Origin of the sequence: Citrobacter sp. W9, from assembly GCF_026719375.1 — a bacterium.
Lineage (GTDB): Bacteria > Pseudomonadota > Gammaproteobacteria > Enterobacterales > Enterobacteriaceae > Citrobacter > Citrobacter werkmanii.
Genome location: NZ_JAPPTE010000007.1, coordinates 111,700 through 130,150, shown reverse-complemented (window position 1 = coordinate 130,150; position 18,451 = coordinate 111,700). Strand labels below are relative to the sequence as shown.

General features: G+C 53.3%; 15 protein-coding genes and 2 tRNA genes. 3 read left to right on the top strand and 14 right to left on the bottom strand.

The features are described from left to right. Positions 1 to 3 precede the first annotated feature (3 nt). Positions 4 to 882: a U32 family peptidase gene (locus tag OOJ59_RS12695; protein ID WP_417918036.1), complete on the top strand. Its 879-nt coding sequence runs from the start codon at positions 4 to 6 to the stop codon at positions 880 to 882. A 187-nt stretch (positions 883 to 1,069) separates the two neighbouring features. Further along, positions 1,070 to 2,077, top strand: coding sequence for a luciferase-like monooxygenase (locus OOJ59_RS12690; protein ID WP_160955932.1), 1,008 nt, complete (start codon positions 1,070 to 1,072; stop codon positions 2,075 to 2,077). An 88-nt stretch (positions 2,078 to 2,165) separates the two neighbouring features. On the opposite strand, the gene mtr is transcribed toward OOJ59_RS12690, so the two are convergent. From mtr to OOJ59_RS12630, 12 genes are all read right to left on the bottom strand, one after another. Further along, positions 2,166 to 3,410, bottom strand: a complete 1,245-nt coding sequence (mtr, locus tag OOJ59_RS12685) for a tryptophan permease (protein WP_038634179.1) — start codon at positions 3,408 to 3,410, stop codon at positions 2,166 to 2,168. A 146-nt stretch (positions 3,411 to 3,556) separates the two neighbouring features. Continuing rightward, the gene (gene deaD / locus OOJ59_RS12680; RefSeq protein ID WP_038634182.1) at positions 3,557 to 5,482 is read right to left on the bottom strand and encodes an ATP-dependent RNA helicase DeaD; all 1,926 of its coding nucleotides are present in this window, start codon (positions 5,480 to 5,482) and stop codon (positions 3,557 to 3,559) included. Next, on the bottom strand, positions 5,475 to 5,555 hold the full coding sequence (gene yrbN, locus OOJ59_RS12675) for a protein YrbN (protein ID WP_010723222.1): 81 nt from the start codon (positions 5,553 to 5,555) through the stop codon (positions 5,475 to 5,477). The genes deaD and yrbN overlap by 8 nt, the downstream gene beginning before the upstream one ends. Positions 5,556 to 5,661: 106 nt before the next feature. Next, complete coding sequence (gene nlpI / locus OOJ59_RS12670; RefSeq protein WP_038634184.1) at positions 5,662 to 6,546, bottom strand: lipoprotein NlpI; 885 nt, start codon at positions 6,544 to 6,546, stop codon at positions 5,662 to 5,664. Positions 6,547 to 6,655: 109 nt separating this feature from the next. Further along, on the bottom strand, positions 6,656 to 8,791 hold the full coding sequence (gene pnp / locus OOJ59_RS12665; protein WP_038634187.1) for a polyribonucleotide nucleotidyltransferase: 2,136 nt from the start codon (positions 8,789 to 8,791) through the stop codon (positions 6,656 to 6,658). A 246-nt stretch (positions 8,792 to 9,037) separates the two neighbouring features. Then, entirely contained in the window at positions 9,038 to 9,307 is a 270-nt protein-coding gene (gene rpsO / locus OOJ59_RS12660; RefSeq protein ID WP_000059465.1) for a 30S ribosomal protein S15, read from the bottom strand. A gap of 273 nt (positions 9,308 to 9,580) precedes the next feature. Continuing rightward, positions 9,581 to 10,525 carry a tRNA pseudouridine(55) synthase TruB gene (truB, locus tag OOJ59_RS12655; protein WP_121529596.1) on the bottom strand — a complete coding sequence of 315 codons (945 nt, stop codon included), beginning with the start codon at positions 10,523 to 10,525 and terminating at the stop codon, positions 9,581 to 9,583. Beyond that, on the bottom strand, positions 10,525 to 10,929 hold the full coding sequence (gene rbfA, locus OOJ59_RS12650; RefSeq protein WP_003024988.1) for a 30S ribosome-binding factor RbfA: 405 nt from the start codon (positions 10,927 to 10,929) through the stop codon (positions 10,525 to 10,527). Before rbfA ends, truB begins: the two co-directional genes overlap by 1 nt. A gap of 220 nt (positions 10,930 to 11,149) precedes the next feature. Beyond that, on the bottom strand, positions 11,150 to 13,840 hold the full coding sequence (infB, locus tag OOJ59_RS12645; RefSeq protein WP_160955931.1) for a translation initiation factor IF-2: 2,691 nt from the start codon (positions 13,838 to 13,840) through the stop codon (positions 11,150 to 11,152). A 24-nt stretch (positions 13,841 to 13,864) separates the two neighbouring features. Further along, positions 13,865 to 15,352: a transcription termination factor NusA gene (gene nusA, locus OOJ59_RS12640; RefSeq protein WP_038634199.1), complete on the bottom strand. Its 1,488-nt coding sequence runs from the start codon at positions 15,350 to 15,352 to the stop codon at positions 13,865 to 13,867. Between the two features lie 28 nt (positions 15,353 to 15,380). Further along, positions 15,381 to 15,833 carry a ribosome maturation factor RimP gene (rimP, locus tag OOJ59_RS12635; protein ID WP_003024996.1) on the bottom strand — a complete coding sequence of 151 codons (453 nt, stop codon included), beginning with the start codon at positions 15,831 to 15,833 and terminating at the stop codon, positions 15,381 to 15,383. A gap of 207 nt (positions 15,834 to 16,040) precedes the next feature. Next, positions 16,041 to 16,117: transfer RNA gene (locus OOJ59_RS12630), tRNA-Met, on the bottom strand. A gap of 334 nt (positions 16,118 to 16,451) precedes the next feature. Here OOJ59_RS12630 and argG point away from each other — a divergent pair. Further along, a complete protein-coding gene (gene argG / locus OOJ59_RS12625; protein ID WP_160955930.1) occupies positions 16,452 to 17,795 on the top strand; it encodes an argininosuccinate synthase in 1,344 nt (447 codons plus the stop codon). A 196-nt stretch (positions 17,796 to 17,991) separates the two neighbouring features. Here the strand turns inward: argG and OOJ59_RS12620 are convergent. Beyond that, positions 17,992 to 18,078: transfer RNA gene (locus OOJ59_RS12620), tRNA-Leu, on the bottom strand. 9 nt (positions 18,079 to 18,087) lie between these two features. Continuing rightward, a complete protein-coding gene (secG, locus tag OOJ59_RS12615; protein WP_006687886.1) occupies positions 18,088 to 18,420 on the bottom strand; it encodes a preprotein translocase subunit SecG in 333 nt (110 codons plus the stop codon). Positions 18,421 to 18,451 lie beyond the last annotated feature (31 nt).

Below are 18,451 nucleotides of genomic sequence, written 5' to 3'. Positions count from 1 at the left end.
GCAATGAAATATTCCTTAGGGCCGGTGCTGTGGTACTGGCCAAAAGAAACGCTGGAAGATTTTTATCAGCAGGCCGCCGCCAGCCAGGCCGACATTATCTATCTTGGCGAAGCGGTATGCAGCAAACGTCGCGCCACTAAAGTCGGCGACTGGATTGATATGGCGAAGTCGCTCGCCGGCAGCGGTAAACAGGTGGTGCTGTCAACGCTGGCGCTGGTGCAGGCCTCGTCTGAGCTAGGCGAATTAAAGCGCTATGTCGAAAACGGCGACTTCCTGCTGGAAGCCAGCGATCTGGGCGTGGTAAACATGTGCGCGGAGCGTAAGCTGCCGTTTGTCGCCGGACATGCGCTCAACTGCTACAACGCGGTGACGCTGCGTTTGCTGCTCAAACAAGGGATGGTGCGCTGGTGTATGCCGGTAGAATTATCTCGCGACTGGCTGATCAATCTGCTCAACCAGTGTGAAGAGTTAGCTATCCGCGATAAGTTTGAAGTGGAAGTGCTGAGCTACGGCCATCTGCCGCTGGCGTACTCTGCCCGTTGCTTTACGGCGCGTTCCGAAGATCGGCCAAAAGACGAGTGTGAAACCTGCTGCATCAAATACCCGAACGGGCGAGATGTGCTGTCGCAGGAGAATCAACAGGTCTTTGTTCTCAACGGGATTCAGACCATGAGCGGCTATGTTTACAACCTCGGCAACGAGCTGACATCCATGCAGGGGCTGGTGGATATTGTACGTCTGTCCCCTTCAGGCACGGAAACATTTGCCATGCTGGATGCCTTCCGCGCCAATGAAAACGGCACTGCCCCATTACCGCTTGCCGCCCATAGCGACTGCAACGGTTACTGGAAACGTCTGGCTGGGCTGGAGCTGCAATCCTGATAAAACCTCGCCGGATGGCGGCATAGATGCCTTATCCGGCCTACAAATCGCGATCCCGTAGGCCCGATAAGCGCAGCGCCATCGGGCATTGTTTTTGCCGTCAGTCTCATAAAGCTCACTTTGTTAACAACGTTAATCAAATTTTAATGCAGTATTAAATGATTAACCGGTAACAAAGTGAGCCGTTATGACTGACAAAACTATTCCGTTCTCGGTGCTGGATCTGGCACCGATCCCTGAAGGATCTTCGGCAAAAGAAGCCTTTACGCACTCGCTTGATCTCGCACGGCTGGCTGAAAAGCGCGGCTATCACCGCTACTGGCTGGCAGAACATCACAACATGACCGGCATCGCCAGCGCCGCAACCTCTGTGCTGATTGGTTATCTGGCTGCCAATACCACCACGCTGCATCTGGGTTCTGGCGGCGTGATGCTGCCCAACCATTCGCCGCTGGTGATCGCCGAGCAGTTCGGTACCCTGAACACGCTGTATCCAGGACGCATCGATCTCGGGCTTGGCCGCGCACCGGGGAGCGATCAGCCAACGATGCGCGCGCTGCGCCGCCATATGAGTGGCGATATCGATAACTTCCCACGCGACGTAGCAGAACTGGTGGAGTGGTTCGACGCCCACGACCCGAACCCCCATGTACGCCCGGTGCCTGGCTACGGCGAGCAGATCCCGGTCTGGTTATTAGGTTCCAGCTTGTATAGCGCACAGTTGGCGGCGCAGCTTGGCCTGCCGTTTGCCTTCGCCTCGCACTTTGCTCCGGATATGCTGCATCAGGCGCTGCATCTGTATCGTAGCCAATTCACGCCTTCGGCGCGGCTGGCAAAGCCGTATGCGATGGTGTGCATCAACATTATTGCCGCCGACAGCAATCGCGATGCCGAATTTCTTTTCACCTCAATGCAACAGGCGTTTATGAAACTGCGTCGTGGCGAAACCGGCCAGCTACCGCCGCCGGTAGAGAATATGCATCAACTGTGGTCCTCTTCTGAACAGTATGGCGTGCAGCAGGCGCTACGCATGTCGCTGGTCGGTGATAAGGCGAAAGTGCGGCACGGGCTGGAGGCTATTTTACGTGAAACCCAGGCTGATGAAATTATGGTTAACGGCCAGATTTTTGATCACCAGGCGCGGCTCCACTCATTTGATTTGGCGATGGATGTGAAGCAGGAATTGTTGGGATAGTGCTATTTGTGCCGGATGGCGGCTGCGGCTTATCCGGCCTACGCAATCTCTGTAGGCCCGGTAAGCGTAGCGCCACCGGGCAATTGTTCTACTGGTACACCGGCAGCAGGTTAACGCTCGACAGAACATGGATAACCGCGTTGCCGACGCCGAAGACCAGAATCAGGGCAATCATCGGTTTACCGCCCCAGACGCGGAATTTCGGGCTGCCGAAACGTTCGCGAGATTTACGTGCCAACAGCGCTGGCACAATGGCAGCCCAGATAGTTGCAGCTAAACCTGCATAGCCAATGGCGTACAGAAAACCGTTCGGCCACAGCAGGCCACCGACAATTGGCGGCACAAACGTCAGCAATGCGGTTTTAAAACGCCCCATTGCGGAGTCATCAAAACCAAATAAATCAGCCAGATAATCAAACAGGCCCAGCGTCACGCCGAGGAAGGAACTGGCGACCGCAAAGTTGGAGAACACCACCAGCAGCAGATCCAGACTACGGCTGTTCAGCACACCGCTCAACGCCTGCACCAGCACATCAATGTTCCCACCCTGCTGCGCAATACCAATAAATTCCGGACGCGGAATATTACCCATCGTTCCCAGCAACCATACGGTATACAGCACCAGCGCCAGCAACGTGCCGTATACCAGGCACTTAACGATGGTCTTCGGATCCTTGCCGTAATACTTCATCAGGCTTGGGACGTTGCCGTGATAACCAAATGAAGCCAGACAGAATGGCAGCGTCATCAGCAGGTACGGCGTATATGAAGCGTTGCTCTGCGCCACGTTAAACAGCGTTGCGGGCTGCACGTGTCCCAGCAGGCTGCCGAAGGTCAGGAAAAAGGTAATCACCTTCGCGCCCAGCACAATCGCCGTCATGCGGCTAACCGCTTTGGTGCTTAACCACACCACAAACGCGACCAGCAGCGCAAAGCCAAGACCTGCCGCGCGCGCCGGAACGTTCAGCGACATCTCGGCAAAGGTGTGATGCAGAATCGAGCCGCTTGCCGAAATATAGGCGTAGGTCAGAATGTAGAGCACAAAGGCGATGGAGATACCGTTAACAACGTTCCAGCCTTTGCCCAACAGATCTTTGGTAATGGTGTCGAAGCTGGAACCAATCCGGTAATTGAGGTTGGCTTCAAGGATCATCAACCCGGAGTGCAGCATGCAGAACCAGGTGAAGATCAGCGCCGCCATTGACCAGAAGAACCACGCCCCGGACATGACCACCGGCAGAGAGAACATCCCCGCGCCAATAATGGTGCCGCCGATGATCACCACGCCGCCAAGCAGCGAAGGTGACGTTTGGGTGGTGGTTAGTGTTGCCATTTAGCCATCTCTCCAGTCATTTATATTGTGACTACTTATCAATGTGCTGCACTGTACCAGTACACGAGTACAATTGAAATAAAAAAAGCCCCGATTGTTGAGATCGGGGCTGTATACTTTATTTTACGCTTTTAAGCCGTTTTGGCTTATGCGTCACCGCCGAAACGACGACGACCGGCAGAGTCATCACGACGCGGAGCAGAAGAATCGTCACGGCGCGGGCCACGACCACCTTCACGACGTTCGCCGCTGAAACGACGACCATCACCACGACCGCCTTCACGACGCTCACCGCCAAAACCACGGCCTTCACCGCGACCGCCTTCACGACGCTCGCCGCTGAAACGGCCACCGCCACGACGCTCACCACCGGTATGCGGTACTGCATCGCCAACCAGCTGCATGTTCATCGGCTTGTTCAGGATGCGGGTACGGGTAAAGTGCTGCAGCACGTCGCCCGGCATACCTTTCGGCAGTTCGATGGTCGAGTGGGAAGCAAACAGCTTGATGTTACCGATGTAACGGCTGCTGATATCACCTTCGTTAGCAATCGCGCCAACGATATGGCGGACTTCAACACCGTCATCACGACCCACTTCAATGCGGTACAGCTGCATATCGCCAACGTCACGACGTTCACGACGCGGACGGTCTTCACGGTCGCCACGCGGGCCACGATCGTTGCGGTCACGCGGACCACGATCGTCACGGTCGCGGAATTCACGCTTAGGACGCATCGGTGCATCTGGTGGTACGATCAGGCTACGTTCGCCCTGAGCCATTTTCAGCAGTGCGGCTGCCAGGGTTTCCATGTCCAGCTCTTCGCCTTCAGCGGTAGGCTGAATCTGCGCCAGCAGAGCACGGTACTGATCCAGATCGCTGCTTTCCAGCTGCTGCTGTACTTTCGCGGCGAATTTTTCCAGACGGCGTTTGCCCAGCAGCTCTGCGTTCGGCAGTTCTACTTCTGGAATAGTCAGTTTCATGGTGCGTTCGATGTTACGCAGCAGACGACGTTCGCGGTTCTCAACGAACAGCAGCGCACGGCCAGCACGACCCGCACGACCGGTACGGCCGATACGGTGAACGTAAGATTCGGAGTCCATCGGGATATCGTAGTTAACGACCAGGCTGATACGCTCAACGTCCAGGCCACGGGCCGCAACGTCGGTTGCAATCAGAATATCCAGACGGCCATCTTTCAGACGCTCCAGAGTCTGCTCACGCAGAGACTGGTTCATGTCGCCGTTCAGCGCAGCGCTGCTATAACCGCTACGCTCCAGCGCTTCTGCCACTTCCAGAGTCGCATTTTTGGTACGGACGAAGATAATCGCCGCATCAAAATCTTCTGCTTCCAGGAAACGCACCAGCGCTTCATTTTTACGCATGCCCCACACAGTCCAGTAGCTCTGGCTGATGTCAGGACGGGTAGTGACGCTGGACTGAATGCGTACTTCCTGCGGCTCTTTCATAAAGCGGCGGGTAATACGACGAATCGCTTCCGGCATGGTGGCAGAGAACAGAGCGGTCTGATGACCTTCCGGGATCTGCGCCATAATGGTTTCAACGTCTTCGATGAAGCCCATACGCAGCATTTCATCAGCTTCGTCCAGTACCAGACCGCTCAGTTTGGAGAGGTCCAGAGTACCGCGCTTCAGGTGATCCAGCAGACGACCCGGCGTACCGACGACGATCTGTGGTCCCTGACGCAGGGCACGTAATTGCACGTCATAACGCTGGCCGCCGTACAGGGCAACCACGTTCACGCCGCGCATGTGTTTAGAGAAATCCGTCATGGCTTCTGCAACCTGAACCGCCAGTTCGCGGGTCGGTGCCAGCACCAGAATCTGAGGTGCCTTCAGCTCAGGATCAAGATTGTTGAGCAGCGGTAAAGAGAACGCTGCCGTTTTGCCGCTACCGGTCTGGGCCATACCCAGAACATCGCGACCGCCCAGCAGATGCGGAATGCACTCTGCCTGGATTGGAGATGGTTTTTCGTAACCCAGATCGTTAAGGGCTTCAAGGATAGGAGCCTTCAGGCCCAGATCTGCAAAAGTGGTTTCGAATTCAGCCATGTAGTACGTGTGCCTCAAAATTAATGGCGGCCAGTCTACATAACTCATCATGAAATTGATCTGCAATTTTCATTGAAAAGTGTGAACCGGCTCAAAGTAGGTGTATTAACGAACAACAACGCCCTCACCCGTGAAGGTGATGGCAATCAAAAAAGATTACGGGCTGATGTGTACGTCAGCTATTGCTGGTCCGATTCTGCCAGGTCATCTTGGTCCTGGCCCAGGAGCGATAATTCCAACAATGCGTATCGGTGCTCAACAAAGTTATGAACGTTGTTAGCCACCGCCAGTTTGAACAATGCCGTAGCGTTGTCCAAATCCCCCAGACTTAGGTAGTACTTACCTAAATAGAAGTTGGTTTCACTGAGATGCTCAGCGAGCGAGGTGTTATCCGTTGCGTCCGCCTTCAGGCGTTCCATCAGCGTTGCTTCGCTAATGTTGCCCAGGTAGAACTCGACAATGTTCCATCCCCATTGCTCTTTATCCGATTTCTCGAAGCGTTGGTTTAACGCTTCTTTAGCCTGCTTCTCATCGAGCTTCTGCTCGGCAAGATAAAGCCACAGACTGCGGAAAGGATCATTGGGATCGTCTTGATAAAACGCCAGCAGATCATCTTGCGCTAACTTATCGCGACCGCCGTAATACAATGCGATACCGCGATTTAAGTACGCGTAGTTGTAAGTTGGATCAAGCTCAAGTACAGAATCAAACGCTTCATAGGCAGCATCAAAATTGCCTGCCTGCGTTAAATATATACCTAAGTAATTGAATACTTCAGGCATATCTGGTCGGATTGCCAGCGCTTGTGAAAAATCATTTCGCGCCAGTGCCCTCAGACCGAGACTATCATACAACACTCCGCGCTCATATAAAAGCTGTGCGCGTTCGTCATCGGTTAAAGCCCGACTGGCAAGAATTTGTTCCATACGTGCCAGAATCACTTCCTGCTGCAAAGTCGGTTGCAATGGTACTGCGAGGACTTCACTCTTACGCCAGGCGGAATTACTACATCCAGCCAGCGTGAGTGCTGTCGCAACGAAACACCAGCGCAAAAAAGGCTTCATTTCCCACTCCCGAAGACAACGATTGAATGAACGTCCAAGTTCCCCGGTTGCTAACAAGGCGTCCTGCCGGGTTAAAGGCCCTCCGTTCTCACGGAGGGCAATGGCAACCTTACTCGCCCTGTTGGCTTACCGGAGCTTCCGGTTCGCCTGCAGGCTGAGACTGCTCAGTTGCTTCTTTAATGCTCAGACGTACACGGCCCTGGCGATCAACTTCCAGAACTTTAACCGGTACTTCCTGGCCCATCTGCAGGTAATCGGTCACTTTCTCAACGCGCTTGTCAGCGATCTGAGAAATGTGTACCAGACCTTCTTTACCGCCACCGATGGCAACGAATGCGCCAAAGTCAACGATACGGGTCACTTTACCCGTGTAGATACGACCTACTTCGATCTCTGCGGTGATCTCTTCGATACGACGGATAGCATATTTCGCTTTCTCGCCGTCGGTCGCTGCGATCTTCACAGTACCGTCATCTTCGATTTCGATAGTAGTGCCAGTTTCTTCGGTCAGGGCGCGGATAACAGAACCGCCTTTACCGATAACGTCTTTAATCTTGTCCGGGCTGATCTTGATGGTGTGGATACGTGGAGCGAATTCAGAGATATCGCCACGCGGCGCGTTAATCGCCTGTTCCATCACACCCAGGATGTGCAGACGCGCACCTTTAGCCTGGTTCAGAGCAACCTGCATGATCTCTTTGGTGATACCTTCAATTTTGATATCCATCTGCAGTGCAGAGATACCGTCGCGGGAACCCGCTACTTTGAAGTCCATATCGCCCAGGTGATCTTCGTCGCCCAGGATGTCAGACAGAACAACATAGTTGTCGCCTTCTTTCACCAGACCCATCGCGATACCCGCAACGGCCGCTTTGATCGGCACGCCTGCGTCCATCAGCGCCAGGGAAGCGCCACATACGGAAGCCATGGAAGAAGAACCGTTAGATTCGGTGATTTCAGAAACCACACGCACGGTGTACGGGAATTTATCCAGTTCCGGCATCACTGCCAGCACGCCACGCTTCGCCAGGCGACCGTGACCAATTTCACGACGCTTCGGAGAACCGACCATACCGGTTTCACCTACGCAGTACGGAGGGAAGTTGTAGTGGAACAGGAAGTTGTCAGTACGCTCGCCCATCAGTTCGTCGAGGTTCTGCGCATCACGGGTGGTGCCCAGGGTCGCAGTGACCAGCGCCTGAGTTTCGCCACGGGTGAACAGCGCGGAGCCGTGGGTACGCGGCAGAACGCCAGTACGCACGTCCAGACCACGAATCATGTCTTTTTCACGGCCATCGATACGCGGCTCGCCTGCCAGTACGCGGCTACGAACAACGTTTTTCTCAATGGCGTGCAGGATTTCGCCCAGTTCGTTGGCGTCCAGGGTTTCATCTTCTGCCGTAAGCTGAGCGATGGTTTCAGATTTGATCACGTCAACCTGAGCGTAACGCTCTTGTTTGTCGGTGATACGGTAAGCATCGCTCAGGCGAGCTTCTGCCAGTGCGGCAACGCGCGCGTTCAGCGCTTCGTTGACGGCTTCTGGCTGCCAGTCCCAACGCGGTTTGCCGGCTTCTTTCGCCAGCTCATTGATCGCCTGAATAACAACCTGCTGCTGTTCGTGACCGAATACTACAGCGCCCAGCATCTGGTCTTCGCTCAGCAGTTCAGCTTCGGATTCAACCATCAGTACGGCACCTTCGGTACCGGCAACAACCAGATCCAGCTTGCTTTCTTTCAGTTCGTCCTGAGTCGGGTTCAGTACGTACTGGTCATTGATATAACCAACACGCGCAGCACCGATCGGGCCGTTGAATGGGATGCCAGACAGCGTCAGCGCAGCGGATGCGCCAATCATTGCCACGATATCCGGGTTAACCTGCGGGTTAACGGAAACAACGGTCGCGATAACCTGAACTTCGTTAACGAACCCTTCCGGGAACAGCGGGCGAACCGGGCGGTCAATCAGACGCGCGATCAGGGTTTCACCTTCGCTCGGACGGCCTTCACGACGGAAGAAGCTACCCGGGATACGGCCAGCAGCGTAGGTACGCTCCTGATAGTTAACGGTCAGTGGGAAAAAGTCCTGGCCTGGTTTCGCTTTTTTCTGGCCGACAACGGTAACGAATACCGCAGTGTCATCCATGCTAACCATAACAGCGGCAGTCGCCTGACGCGCCATCATGCCGGTTTCCAGCGTAACGGTATGCTGACCGTACTGGAATTTACGAACGATCGGATTAAGCAAAATAATATCCTTTCTCTATTTTTTGACGGCACATTTTTGCGCCATCGTTAATACCCGATCTTCTGCGCATCCTCGCGACTAATGACAACCCTAACCCATACGCATGAGTAAAGCCTCTCATTAGCCGCGCGAACCTCTGCAACGGAAGATCATTCATAGCAACAATACATTAGTTTCCAGCGAATTGCTGCCATCTGCTGGAAAAAAGGGGCCATGAAGGCCCCCTCTTTCTGAAACTCGAAAGAATTAGCGACGCAGACCCAGACGCTCGATCAGCGCGGTGTAGCGTGCAACATCTTTACGTTTCAGGTAGTCGAGCAGTTTACGACGCTGAGAAACCATGCGCAGCAGACCACGACGGCTGTGGTGATCTTTTTTGTGCTCTGCAAAGTGGCCCTGCAGGTGGTTAATCTGTGCAGTCAACAGAGCAACCTGAACATCGGTAGAACCGGTGTCGTTTGCATCACGACCAAACTCAGAAACGATTTTAGCGGTAGCTTCAGTACTTAGAGACATTTTAAAACTCCAAAGTGTTAAGAATGAAAGGATGCCGATCTCTAATTCAGCTATCCCAGTGTATACACTTTATCCTTCAAACTGACTCTGCGTTGGCTGCGTCCGCTCACCTCAGTCACTTACCTAAGTAAGCTCCTGAGGATTCTCAGACTTGCCGCCTTGATGCAGCTCGAATGATTTTGTGTATACGCCACGCAGATTGTTAAACAATTCACGCGACGTTAAGCGGCAGTATTCTACTCGCAGCGCCCTTTTATCGCAAGACAGAGAGCGCTATGCAGGATACTCAACCACCAGGCGACGGGGGGCGACACGACCTTCATCGTCGATCTCCCCCATGCCGATAAATTTGCCGTCATCGCCTTCCGTCACACGCACCAGGCCTTCCAGCGGGACACCTGTCGTACGTACCGGGTTACCATTTTTAAAGTAAACCGACGATGTTAAAGGCAAATTAACAACAGGATAGTCCGATGCTGGACTGTCCATTGGCATCAGCAAGGGATCAAGCAACTGAGCGGCCGGAATGTTCTGCTGCTCAGCCTGTTCAACCAGCTCGCGCAAGTGTTCCAGCGTCACCATACGATCCACCGGATACTTGCTGACCGTCAGACGACGCAGGTACGTTACGTGCGCACCACAGCCGAGCTTCTCGCCCAGATCGTCGATAATAGTGCGAATATAGGTGCCTTTGGAGCAGTGAACTTCCAGCTCCAGCTCGTTACCTTCATGGCGAATAAACAGCAGCTCATAGACGGTAATCGGGCGCGCTTCACGCGGCACTTCAATGCCCTGACGCGCATATTCGTACAGCTTTTTACCCTGATATTTCAGCGCCGAATACATTGACGGAATCTGCTCGATATCGCCGCGGAAAGTCTCCAGTGCGCTCGCAAGTTGCTCTGCGCTGAAGATTACCGGACGTTCCTGCACGATTTGCCCGTCAGCATCGGAGGTGTCAGTACGTTGCCCCAGACGGGCTACTACGCGATAGCGTTTGTCAGAATCCAGCAAATACTGTGAAAACTTCGTCGCTTCGCCGAGGCAGATAGGCAGCATGCCCGTCGCCAGCGGATCCAGCGCGCCGGTATGACCCGCACGGTTGGCATTGTAGATGCGCTTTACTTTTTGCAGTACGTCATTGCTGGACATGCCCTGCGGCTTATCCAGCAGCAGGACACCGTGAATGTCGCGACCACGACGACGAGGACGACTCATCAGTCCTCCTTGCTGTCGTCCGCTGGGTTTACACGACGTTCATCGTCATGTTTCACCACGCTGGTCACCAGGTTAGACATACGCATCCCTTCAACCAACGAGTTGTCGTAGAAGAAGGTCAGTTCAGGCACGATACGCAGACGCATCGCTTTCCCCAGCAGGGAGCGGATAAAACCAGAGGCTTCCTGCAGGGCCTTAATGCCGTTTTTCACAGCCGCTTCGTCCTGGTCGTTAAGGAAAGTCACGAATACTTTGGCATACGCCAGGTCACGGGACATCTCAACACCAGATACGGTAGTCATCATGCCTACGCGCGGATCTTTGATTTCGCGTTGCAGGATGAGTGCGATTTCTTTCTGCATCTCCTGCGCCACACGCTGCGGGCGACCAAATTCTTTCGCCATAATAAATTCTCCAGAATAATGACAAAAAAGGGGCCATAAGCCCCTTTTTAAATTTCTTGCCGGGTGGCGCTTCGCTTACCCGGCCTACGCCTAATCATCTTCTAAGGATTTTGGATTGCAACAAGGCGGCAAGCTCGTAAATCCCCGGGAGCATAGATAACTATGTGACCGGGGTGAGCGAGCGCAGCCAACGCTGTTGCGGTCCAAAAGACGACGAAGATTATGCGATGGTACGTTTGATCTCGATAATCTCGAACACTTCGATCATATCGCCAACGCGAACGTCGTTGTAGTTCTTAACGCCGATACCACATTCCATACTGTTACGGACTTCGTTAACGTCATCTTTGAAGCGGCGCAGGGATTCCAGCTCGCCTTCATAGATAACCACGTTGTCGCGCAGGACGCGGATTGGGTTGTGACGCTTGATAGTACCTTCGGTAACCATACAGCCCGCGATCGCGCCAAATTTCGGTGATTTAAACACATCGCGCACTTCAGCCAGACCAATGATCTGCTGTTTCAGTTCCGGAGACAGCATACCGCTCATCGCCGCTTTCACTTCGTCGATCAGATGATAGATGACGGAGTAGTAACGCAGATCCAGACTTTCAGATTCGATCACTTTACGCGCAGAAGCATCAGCACGGACGTTGAAGCCAACCAGAATCGCGTTGGACGCCGCAGCCAGGGTCGCGTCGGTTTCAGTGATACCACCTACGCCGGAACCGATGATCTTCACTTTCACTTCGTCGGTAGACAGTTTCAGTAAGGAGTCGGAGATCGCTTCTACAGAACCCTGTACGTCAGCTTTCAGTACGACGTTCACTTCGTGAACTTCGCCATCGGTCATGTTGGCGAACATGTTCTCAAGTTTAGATTTCTGCTGACGAGCCAGTTTAACTTCACGGAATTTGCCCTGACGATACAGTGCAACTTCACGGGCTTTCTTCTCGTCACGCACCACGGTCACTTCGTCACCGGCAGCCGGAACACCGGACAGACCGAGGATTTCCACCGGAATGGACGGACCTGCTTCCAGAACTTCCTGACCCAGTTCGTTACGCATCGCACGCACGCGGCCGTATTCGAAGCCACACAGTACGATGTCGCCTTTATGCAGCGTACCTTCACGCACCAGGACGGTAGCAACCGGACCACGACCTTTATCCAGGAAGGATTCGATTACCGCGCCGCTCGCCATACCTTTACGAACAGCTTTCAGCTCCAGAACTTCGGCCTGCAGCAGGATCGCATCCAGCAGTTCGTCGATACCGGTACCGGCTTTCGCAGAAACGTGGACGAACTGGCTTTCGCCGCCCCACTCTTCCGGCATGATGCCGTACTGGGACAGTTCGTTTTTAACGCGATCCGGATCCGCTTCTGGTTTATCGATTTTGTTGACTGCAACCACCACCGGCACACCTGCCGCTTTCGCGTGCTGGATAGCTTCGATGGTCTGCGGCATCACGCCGTCGTCTGCTGCAACAACCAGAACCACGATATCCGTTGCCTGAGCACCACGAGCACGCATAGAGGTAAACGCGGCGTGACCCGGAGTATCCAGGAAGGTGATCATACCGTTGTCAGTTTCAACGTGGTACGCACCGATGTGCTGAGTAATGCCGCCCGCTTCGCCAGAAGCCACTTTCGTAGAACGAATGTAGTCCAGCAGGGAAGTTTTACCGTGGTCAACGTGACCCATGATGGTTACAACCGGTGCGCGCGGTTCAGCCGCAGCGCCGGTGTCACGGTCGCTCATTACTGCTTCTTCCAGCTCGTTTTCACGACGCAGGATAACTTTGTGGCCCATCTCTTCGGCAACCAGTTGTGCGGTTTCCTGGTCGATGACCTGGTTGATGGTCGCCATTGCGCCCAGTTTCATCATCGCTTTGATGACCTGAGAGCCTTTAACCGCCATCTTGTTAGCCAGTTCGCCAACGGTGATGGTTTCGCCGATCACAACGTCACGGTTAACGGCCTGAGCTGGCTTCTGGAAGCCCTGCTGCAGAGCGGAACCTTTACGCTGTTTACCGCCTTTACCACCACGAACTGCGGCGCGCGCTTCTTCACGGTCGGCTTTCGATTCAGCGTGTTTGTTGCCTTTCTTCGCCGGACGCGCGGCTTTCGCGCTGCGAGTACGACCACGGCCGCCTTCAACTTCACGATCGTTTTCGTCTTCTGCCTGGCGAGCGTGCTGAGAAGTCGTGACGTGATAATCGCTGGTATCTTCAACAGGTTCAGCGTTATCCACACCATTTTTCTCGTTTTCTTCCGCCATACGGCGAGCTTCTTCCGCTACGCGGCGAGCTTCTTCTTCAAGCTTGCGACGTGCTTCTTCTTCCGCTTTACGTTTCAGTTCTGCGGCTTCATTTTCACGGCGGGCTTTTTCGGCCTGGGCGGTTTTAGTCATATCGTCGGTCTGTTGATTGCTCACTTTGTCTTTTTCCGCAGCTTCACGTTTCGCTTTATCAGCGGCTTCACGCTTAGCTTGTTCTGCGGCCTCACGTTCGGCTTTTTGTTGCGCCTCGCGTTTGGCAGCTTCTTCTGCCTCACGACGGGCTTGCTCTTCCGCTTCACGCTGCGCCTGCTCTTCCGCGGCCAGGCGTTCAGCCTCTTGCGGATCGCGTTTCACAAAGGTGCGTGTCTTGCGGACTTCGATTTGTACCGATTTGCTTTTCCCACCGGTACCTGGAATATTGAGAGTACTGCGCGTTTTACGCTGCAATGTCAACTTATCCGGCGCTGAGCCGTTCTCACGGTTCAGATGCGCCAGTAAGGTTTGTTTCTCTTGTGCGGACACAGAGTCATCAGCAGACTTCCGGATACCTGCATCAGCAAATTGCTGTACCAGGCGATCCACGGAGGTCTGTATCTCTGCAGCCAGCGTTTTTACGGTTACATCTGTCATACTGTTCCTTCCTGCTACAGTTTATTACGCTTCGTCACCGAACCAGCAAATATTACGGGCAGCCATAATCAGCTCACCGGCTTTTTCGTCGGTCAACCCTTCGATATCAGCCAGATCATCAATGCCCTGTTCGGCGAGATCTTCCAGCGTACAAACACCACGGGCAGCCAGTTTGAAGGCCATATCGCGATCCAATCCTTCCAGATTCAGCAGATCGTCAGCCGGTTTGTTATCACCGAGGCTTTCTTCCTGGGCCAGTGCCAGAGTGGTCAGTGCGTTTTTAGCACGCTCGCGCAGCGCTTCAACGGTCGGTTCATCAAGGCCGTCAATTTCCAGCAGTTCTTTCATTGGCACGTAGGCCAGTTCTTCCAGCGTCGCAAAACCTTCTTCCACCAGAACTGTCGCGAAATCTTCATCGATATCGAGATATTTGGTGAAGGTATCGATGGCGGCATGTGCTTCAGCCTGATGCTTCGCCTGCAGGTCATCAACGGTCATTACGTTGAGTTCCCAACCGCTCAGTTGTGAAGCCAGGCGGACGTTCTGACCGTTACGTCCAATCGCCTGAGCCAGGTTACCGGCTTCAACCGCGATATCCATGGTGTGTTTGTCTTCATCCACCACGATAGAAGCGACATCTGCTGGCGCCATTGCGTTAATCACGAACTGCGCCGGGTTATCATCCCACAGGACGATATCGATACGCTCGCCGCCCAGTTCGGTAGAGACCGCCTGAACGCGCGCACCGCGCATACCCACACACGCGCCGACCGGATCAATACGCTTATCGTTGGTCTTAACGGCGATTTTCGCACGAGAGCCCGGATCGCGAGCAGCCGCTTTAATTTCAATCACTTCTTCGCCAATTTCTGGCACTTCAATGCGGAACAGTTCAACCAGCATTTCCGGTTTGGAACGGGTGACGAACAGTTGCGCGCCGCGCGCTTCCGGGCGCACAGAGTACAGAACGCCACGAATACGGTCGCCAGGGCGGAAGTTTTCACGCGGCAGCATGTCTTCGCGCAGGATCACGGCTTCAGCATTGCTGCCCAGATCCAGGGAAATGTTGTCACGGTTAACTTTTTTCACCACACCCGTAACGATTTCGCCTTCGTGTTCGCGGAACTGATCAACAACCATTGCGCGTTCAGCTTCACGTACTTTCTGTACGATAACCTGTTTCGCAGTCTGGGTGGTGATACGGTCAAAGGTGACAGATTCAATCTGATCTTCAACATAGTCGCCCACGTTCAGGCTTTCGTCTTCGAAGCGTGCCGCTTCCAGCGTAATTTCTTTGGTTGGCTGGGTAACTTCTTCTACGATTACCCAACGACGGAAGGTATCGAAATCACCGCTTTTACGATCAATTTCTACGCGGACGTCGATCTCTTGCTCATATTTTTTCTTTGTTGCTGTAGCCAGCGCACTTTCCAGCGCTTCAAAAATTTTCTCGCGTGGCAGCGCTTTTTCGTTGGATACGGCTTCAACAACAGCCAAAATTTCTTTGTTCATCGCGGGCTTTTCACCTCAATCCAGACTGTTAAAAGTGGGGAACCAGGTTCGCCTTCTGGATATTACTCAGCGCGAACACTTCATCTTTACCTTCGACTGTGACCGTGATCATCTCACCGTCCACCGCTTTGATAACGCCCTGCCATTTACGACGGTTTTGAACCGCCATACGAAGAACCAGCGTGACTTCTTCCCCCAGGAAACGCACGTAGTGTTCAGCAGTGAACAGAGGACGGTCGAGACCCGGCGAGGAAACTTCCAGGTTATAGGCAACGGTGATTGGGTCTTCGACATCCATCACGGCGCTTACCTGATGGCTCACATCAGCACAATCATCAACATTGATGCCATCTTCACTATCAATATAGATGCGCAGTGTGGATGTGCGACCGCGAATAAATTCGATGCCGACCAGTTCGTAGCCCAGGGCTTCAACCGGGGCTGTAATCATCTCTGTTAATTTTTGCTCTAATGTGGACAAGCCCACCCCCAAGACATAAAAAAAGGGCCTAAAGCCCAGTTATTCTGTAGTCAGATAACAAAAAACCCCGATAAATCGGGGCTTTAGATAACTGAACCCTATAACCGCACCTGCGGTTCGGAGAACCTTCCGAAAGAATTTTTTTCAAATCCAGCTACGAAGGCCTAAGTCTTCACAGTATATTTGAAAAAGAACTCTAAGGGAAAGTGGTTGCGGGGGCCGGATTTGAACCGACGACCTTCGGGTTATGAGCCCGACGAGCTACCAGGCTGCTCCACCCCGCGCCTGAAACGTGGCAAATTTTACTCGTTTTGGGTAAAAAATGCAAATACTGCTGGGATTTGGTACCGAGGACGGGACGTAAAATCTGCGCACAGTATATTGATACTCTATGTGTTATGTCAACCTTGTTACCACTATGCAAATCAATGAATGCTGACCAGCGGGTGGTAATCAAGATAAATGTACCGGCCGCGCCGTTATTTAACGAAATTATCACTAAACTCTTCCTGTCATCCAGAAAAGATGATTAAATGAAAACTCATTTATTTTGCATAAAAATGCATTTAGTATAATAAGCCGACCTCTTCACCAGTCTATCAAGCAGGGTTTTATTTTATGACGACGATTCTCAAGCATCTCCCGGTAGGTCAACGTATTGGTATCGCTTTTTCCGGCGGCCTGGACACCAGTGCAGCACTGCTGTGGATGCGACAAAAAGGGGCTGTCCCATATGCATATACTGCGAATTTGGGCCAGCCGGATGAGGATGACTATGACGCCATTCCTCGCCGCGCAATGGAATATGGTGCTGAGAATGCTCGCCTGGTAGATTGCCGTAAGCAACTGGTTGCCGAAGGGATCGCAGCCATTCAGTGCGGCGCCTTCCACAACACTACTGGCGGACTAACCTATTTTAATACCACCCCACTGGGCCGTGCAGTCACCGGCACCATGCTGGTTGCCGCCATGAAAGAAGATGGCGTGAATATCTGGGGTGACGGCAGCACCTATAAAGGCAACGATATTGAACGTTTCTATCGTTACGGCCTATTGACCAACGCGGAACTGCAGATTTACAAACCATGGCTGGATACCGATTTTATCGATGAACTGGGTGGTCGCCATGAGATGTCCGAATTTATGATCGCCTGCGGTTTCGACTACAAAATGTCTGTCGAGAAAGCGTACTCCACTGACTCCAATATGCTCGGCGCGACCCACGAAGCGAAAGACCTGGAATTCCTGAATTCCAGCGTCAAAATCGTCAACCCGATTATGGGCGTGAAGTTCTGGGATGAGAGCGTGAAGATCCCGGCAGAAGAAGTGACCGTACGCTTTGAACAGGGTCATCCTGTAGCGCTAAACGGTAAAACCTTCAGCGACGACATTGAGATGATGCTGGAAGCCAACCGCATCGGCGGCCGTCACGGTCTGGGCATGAGCGATCAGATTGAAAACCGTATTATTGAAGCTAAGAGCCGTGGTATCTATGAAGCCCCGGGGATGGCGCTGCTGCACATCGCTTACGAGCGTCTGCTGACCGGTATCCATAACGAAGACACCATTGAGCAATATCACTCTCATGGCCGTCAGTTGGGCAAACTACTGTACCAGGGCCGCTGGTTCGACTCGCAGGCGTTGATGCTGCGTGACGGTCTGCAGCGTTGGGTCGCCAGCCAGATTACCGGCGAAGTGACGCTGGAGCTGCGCCGCGGCAACGACTACTCCATCCTCAATACCGTGTCTGATAATCTGACTTACAAGCCAGAACGTCTGACCATGGAGAAAGGCGAGTCAGTATTCTCACCTGACGATCGTATCGGCCAGCTGACTATGCGTAATCTGGACATCACCGATACCCGCGAGAAGCTGTTCGGCTACGCGAAAGCCGGTCTGTTGACCGCCTCTTCAACGACCGGTCTGCCGCAGGTTGAGAATCTGGAAAACAAAGCGAAGTAACGACTCATCATTTTAAGGCCGCGAAAGCGGCCTTTTTTATGCGCAGAATATAAGGTGTCTGTAGGTCGGATAAGGCGTTTACGCCGCCATCCGACATTATTGCAACGCCTGATGGCGCTACGTTTATCAGGCCTACAGACAGCCACGAGTAACAGACGAAAAAAAAGACGCTTTGCAGCGTCTTTTTTCTGGAATTTGGTACCGAGGATGGGACTCGAACCCACAAGCCCGTTAGGGCACTACCACCTCAAGGTAGCGTGTCTACCAATTCCACCACCTCGGTACAGAATACTTAGTGTGGGATATCGCTGGTCGGCTGAGCCGGAGCAGCTGGCTGAGTTTGCTCGGTTTTCGCCGGTGCGCTCAGATTTTCCCACTCACTTCCTTTATTGGTCTTATTGCTGTTCATGTTACCCAGCACCAGACTGATGATGAAGAACAAGGTTCCCAATACAGCTGTCATACGGGTCATGAAGTTACCAGAACCACTTGAACCAAACAGAGTACCAGAAGCGCCTGCGCCAAAAGAGGCTCCCATATCAGCGCCTTTACCTTGCTGCAGCATGATCAAGCCTACCAGGCCAATTGCCACAATAAGGAAAACTACTAAAAGAGCTTCGTGCATAATCAACCTGTTCCTTGCGGAGTTGCCGCGT

Coding starts and splice junctions, on each gene's coding strand:
- OOJ59_RS12695 (WP_417918036.1), top strand. CDS start 4: ATGAAATATTCCTTAGGGCCGGTGCTGTGGTACTGGCCAAAAGAAACG.
- OOJ59_RS12690 (WP_160955932.1), top strand. CDS start 1,070: ATGACTGACAAAACTATTCCGTTCTCGGTGCTGGATCTGGCACCGATC.
- mtr (WP_038634179.1), bottom strand. CDS start 3,410: ATGGCAACACTAACCACCACCCAAACGTCACCTTCGCTGCTTGGCGGC.
- deaD (WP_038634182.1), bottom strand. CDS start 5,482: ATGGCTGAATTCGAAACCACTTTTGCAGATCTGGGCCTGAAGGCTCCT.
- yrbN (WP_010723222.1), bottom strand. CDS start 5,555: ATGAAAATTGCAGATCAATTTCATGATGAGTTATGTAGACTGGCCGCC.
- nlpI (WP_038634184.1), bottom strand. CDS start 6,546: ATGAAGCCTTTTTTGCGCTGGTGTTTCGTTGCGACAGCACTCACGCTG.
- rpsO (WP_000059465.1), bottom strand. CDS start 9,307: ATGTCTCTAAGTACTGAAGCTACCGCTAAAATCGTTTCTGAGTTTGGT.
- truB (WP_121529596.1), bottom strand. CDS start 10,525: ATGAGTCGTCCTCGTCGTCGTGGTCGCGACATTCACGGTGTCCTGCTG.
- rbfA (WP_003024988.1), bottom strand. CDS start 10,929: ATGGCGAAAGAATTTGGTCGCCCGCAGCGTGTGGCGCAGGAGATGCAG.
- infB (WP_160955931.1), bottom strand. CDS start 13,840: ATGACAGATGTAACCGTAAAAACGCTGGCTGCAGAGATACAGACCTCC.
- nusA (WP_038634199.1), bottom strand. CDS start 15,352: ATGAACAAAGAAATTTTGGCTGTTGTTGAAGCCGTATCCAACGAAAAA.
- argG (WP_160955930.1), top strand. CDS start 16,452: ATGACGACGATTCTCAAGCATCTCCCGGTAGGTCAACGTATTGGTATC.
- secG (WP_006687886.1), bottom strand. CDS start 18,420: ATGCACGAAGCTCTTTTAGTAGTTTTCCTTATTGTGGCAATTGGCCTG.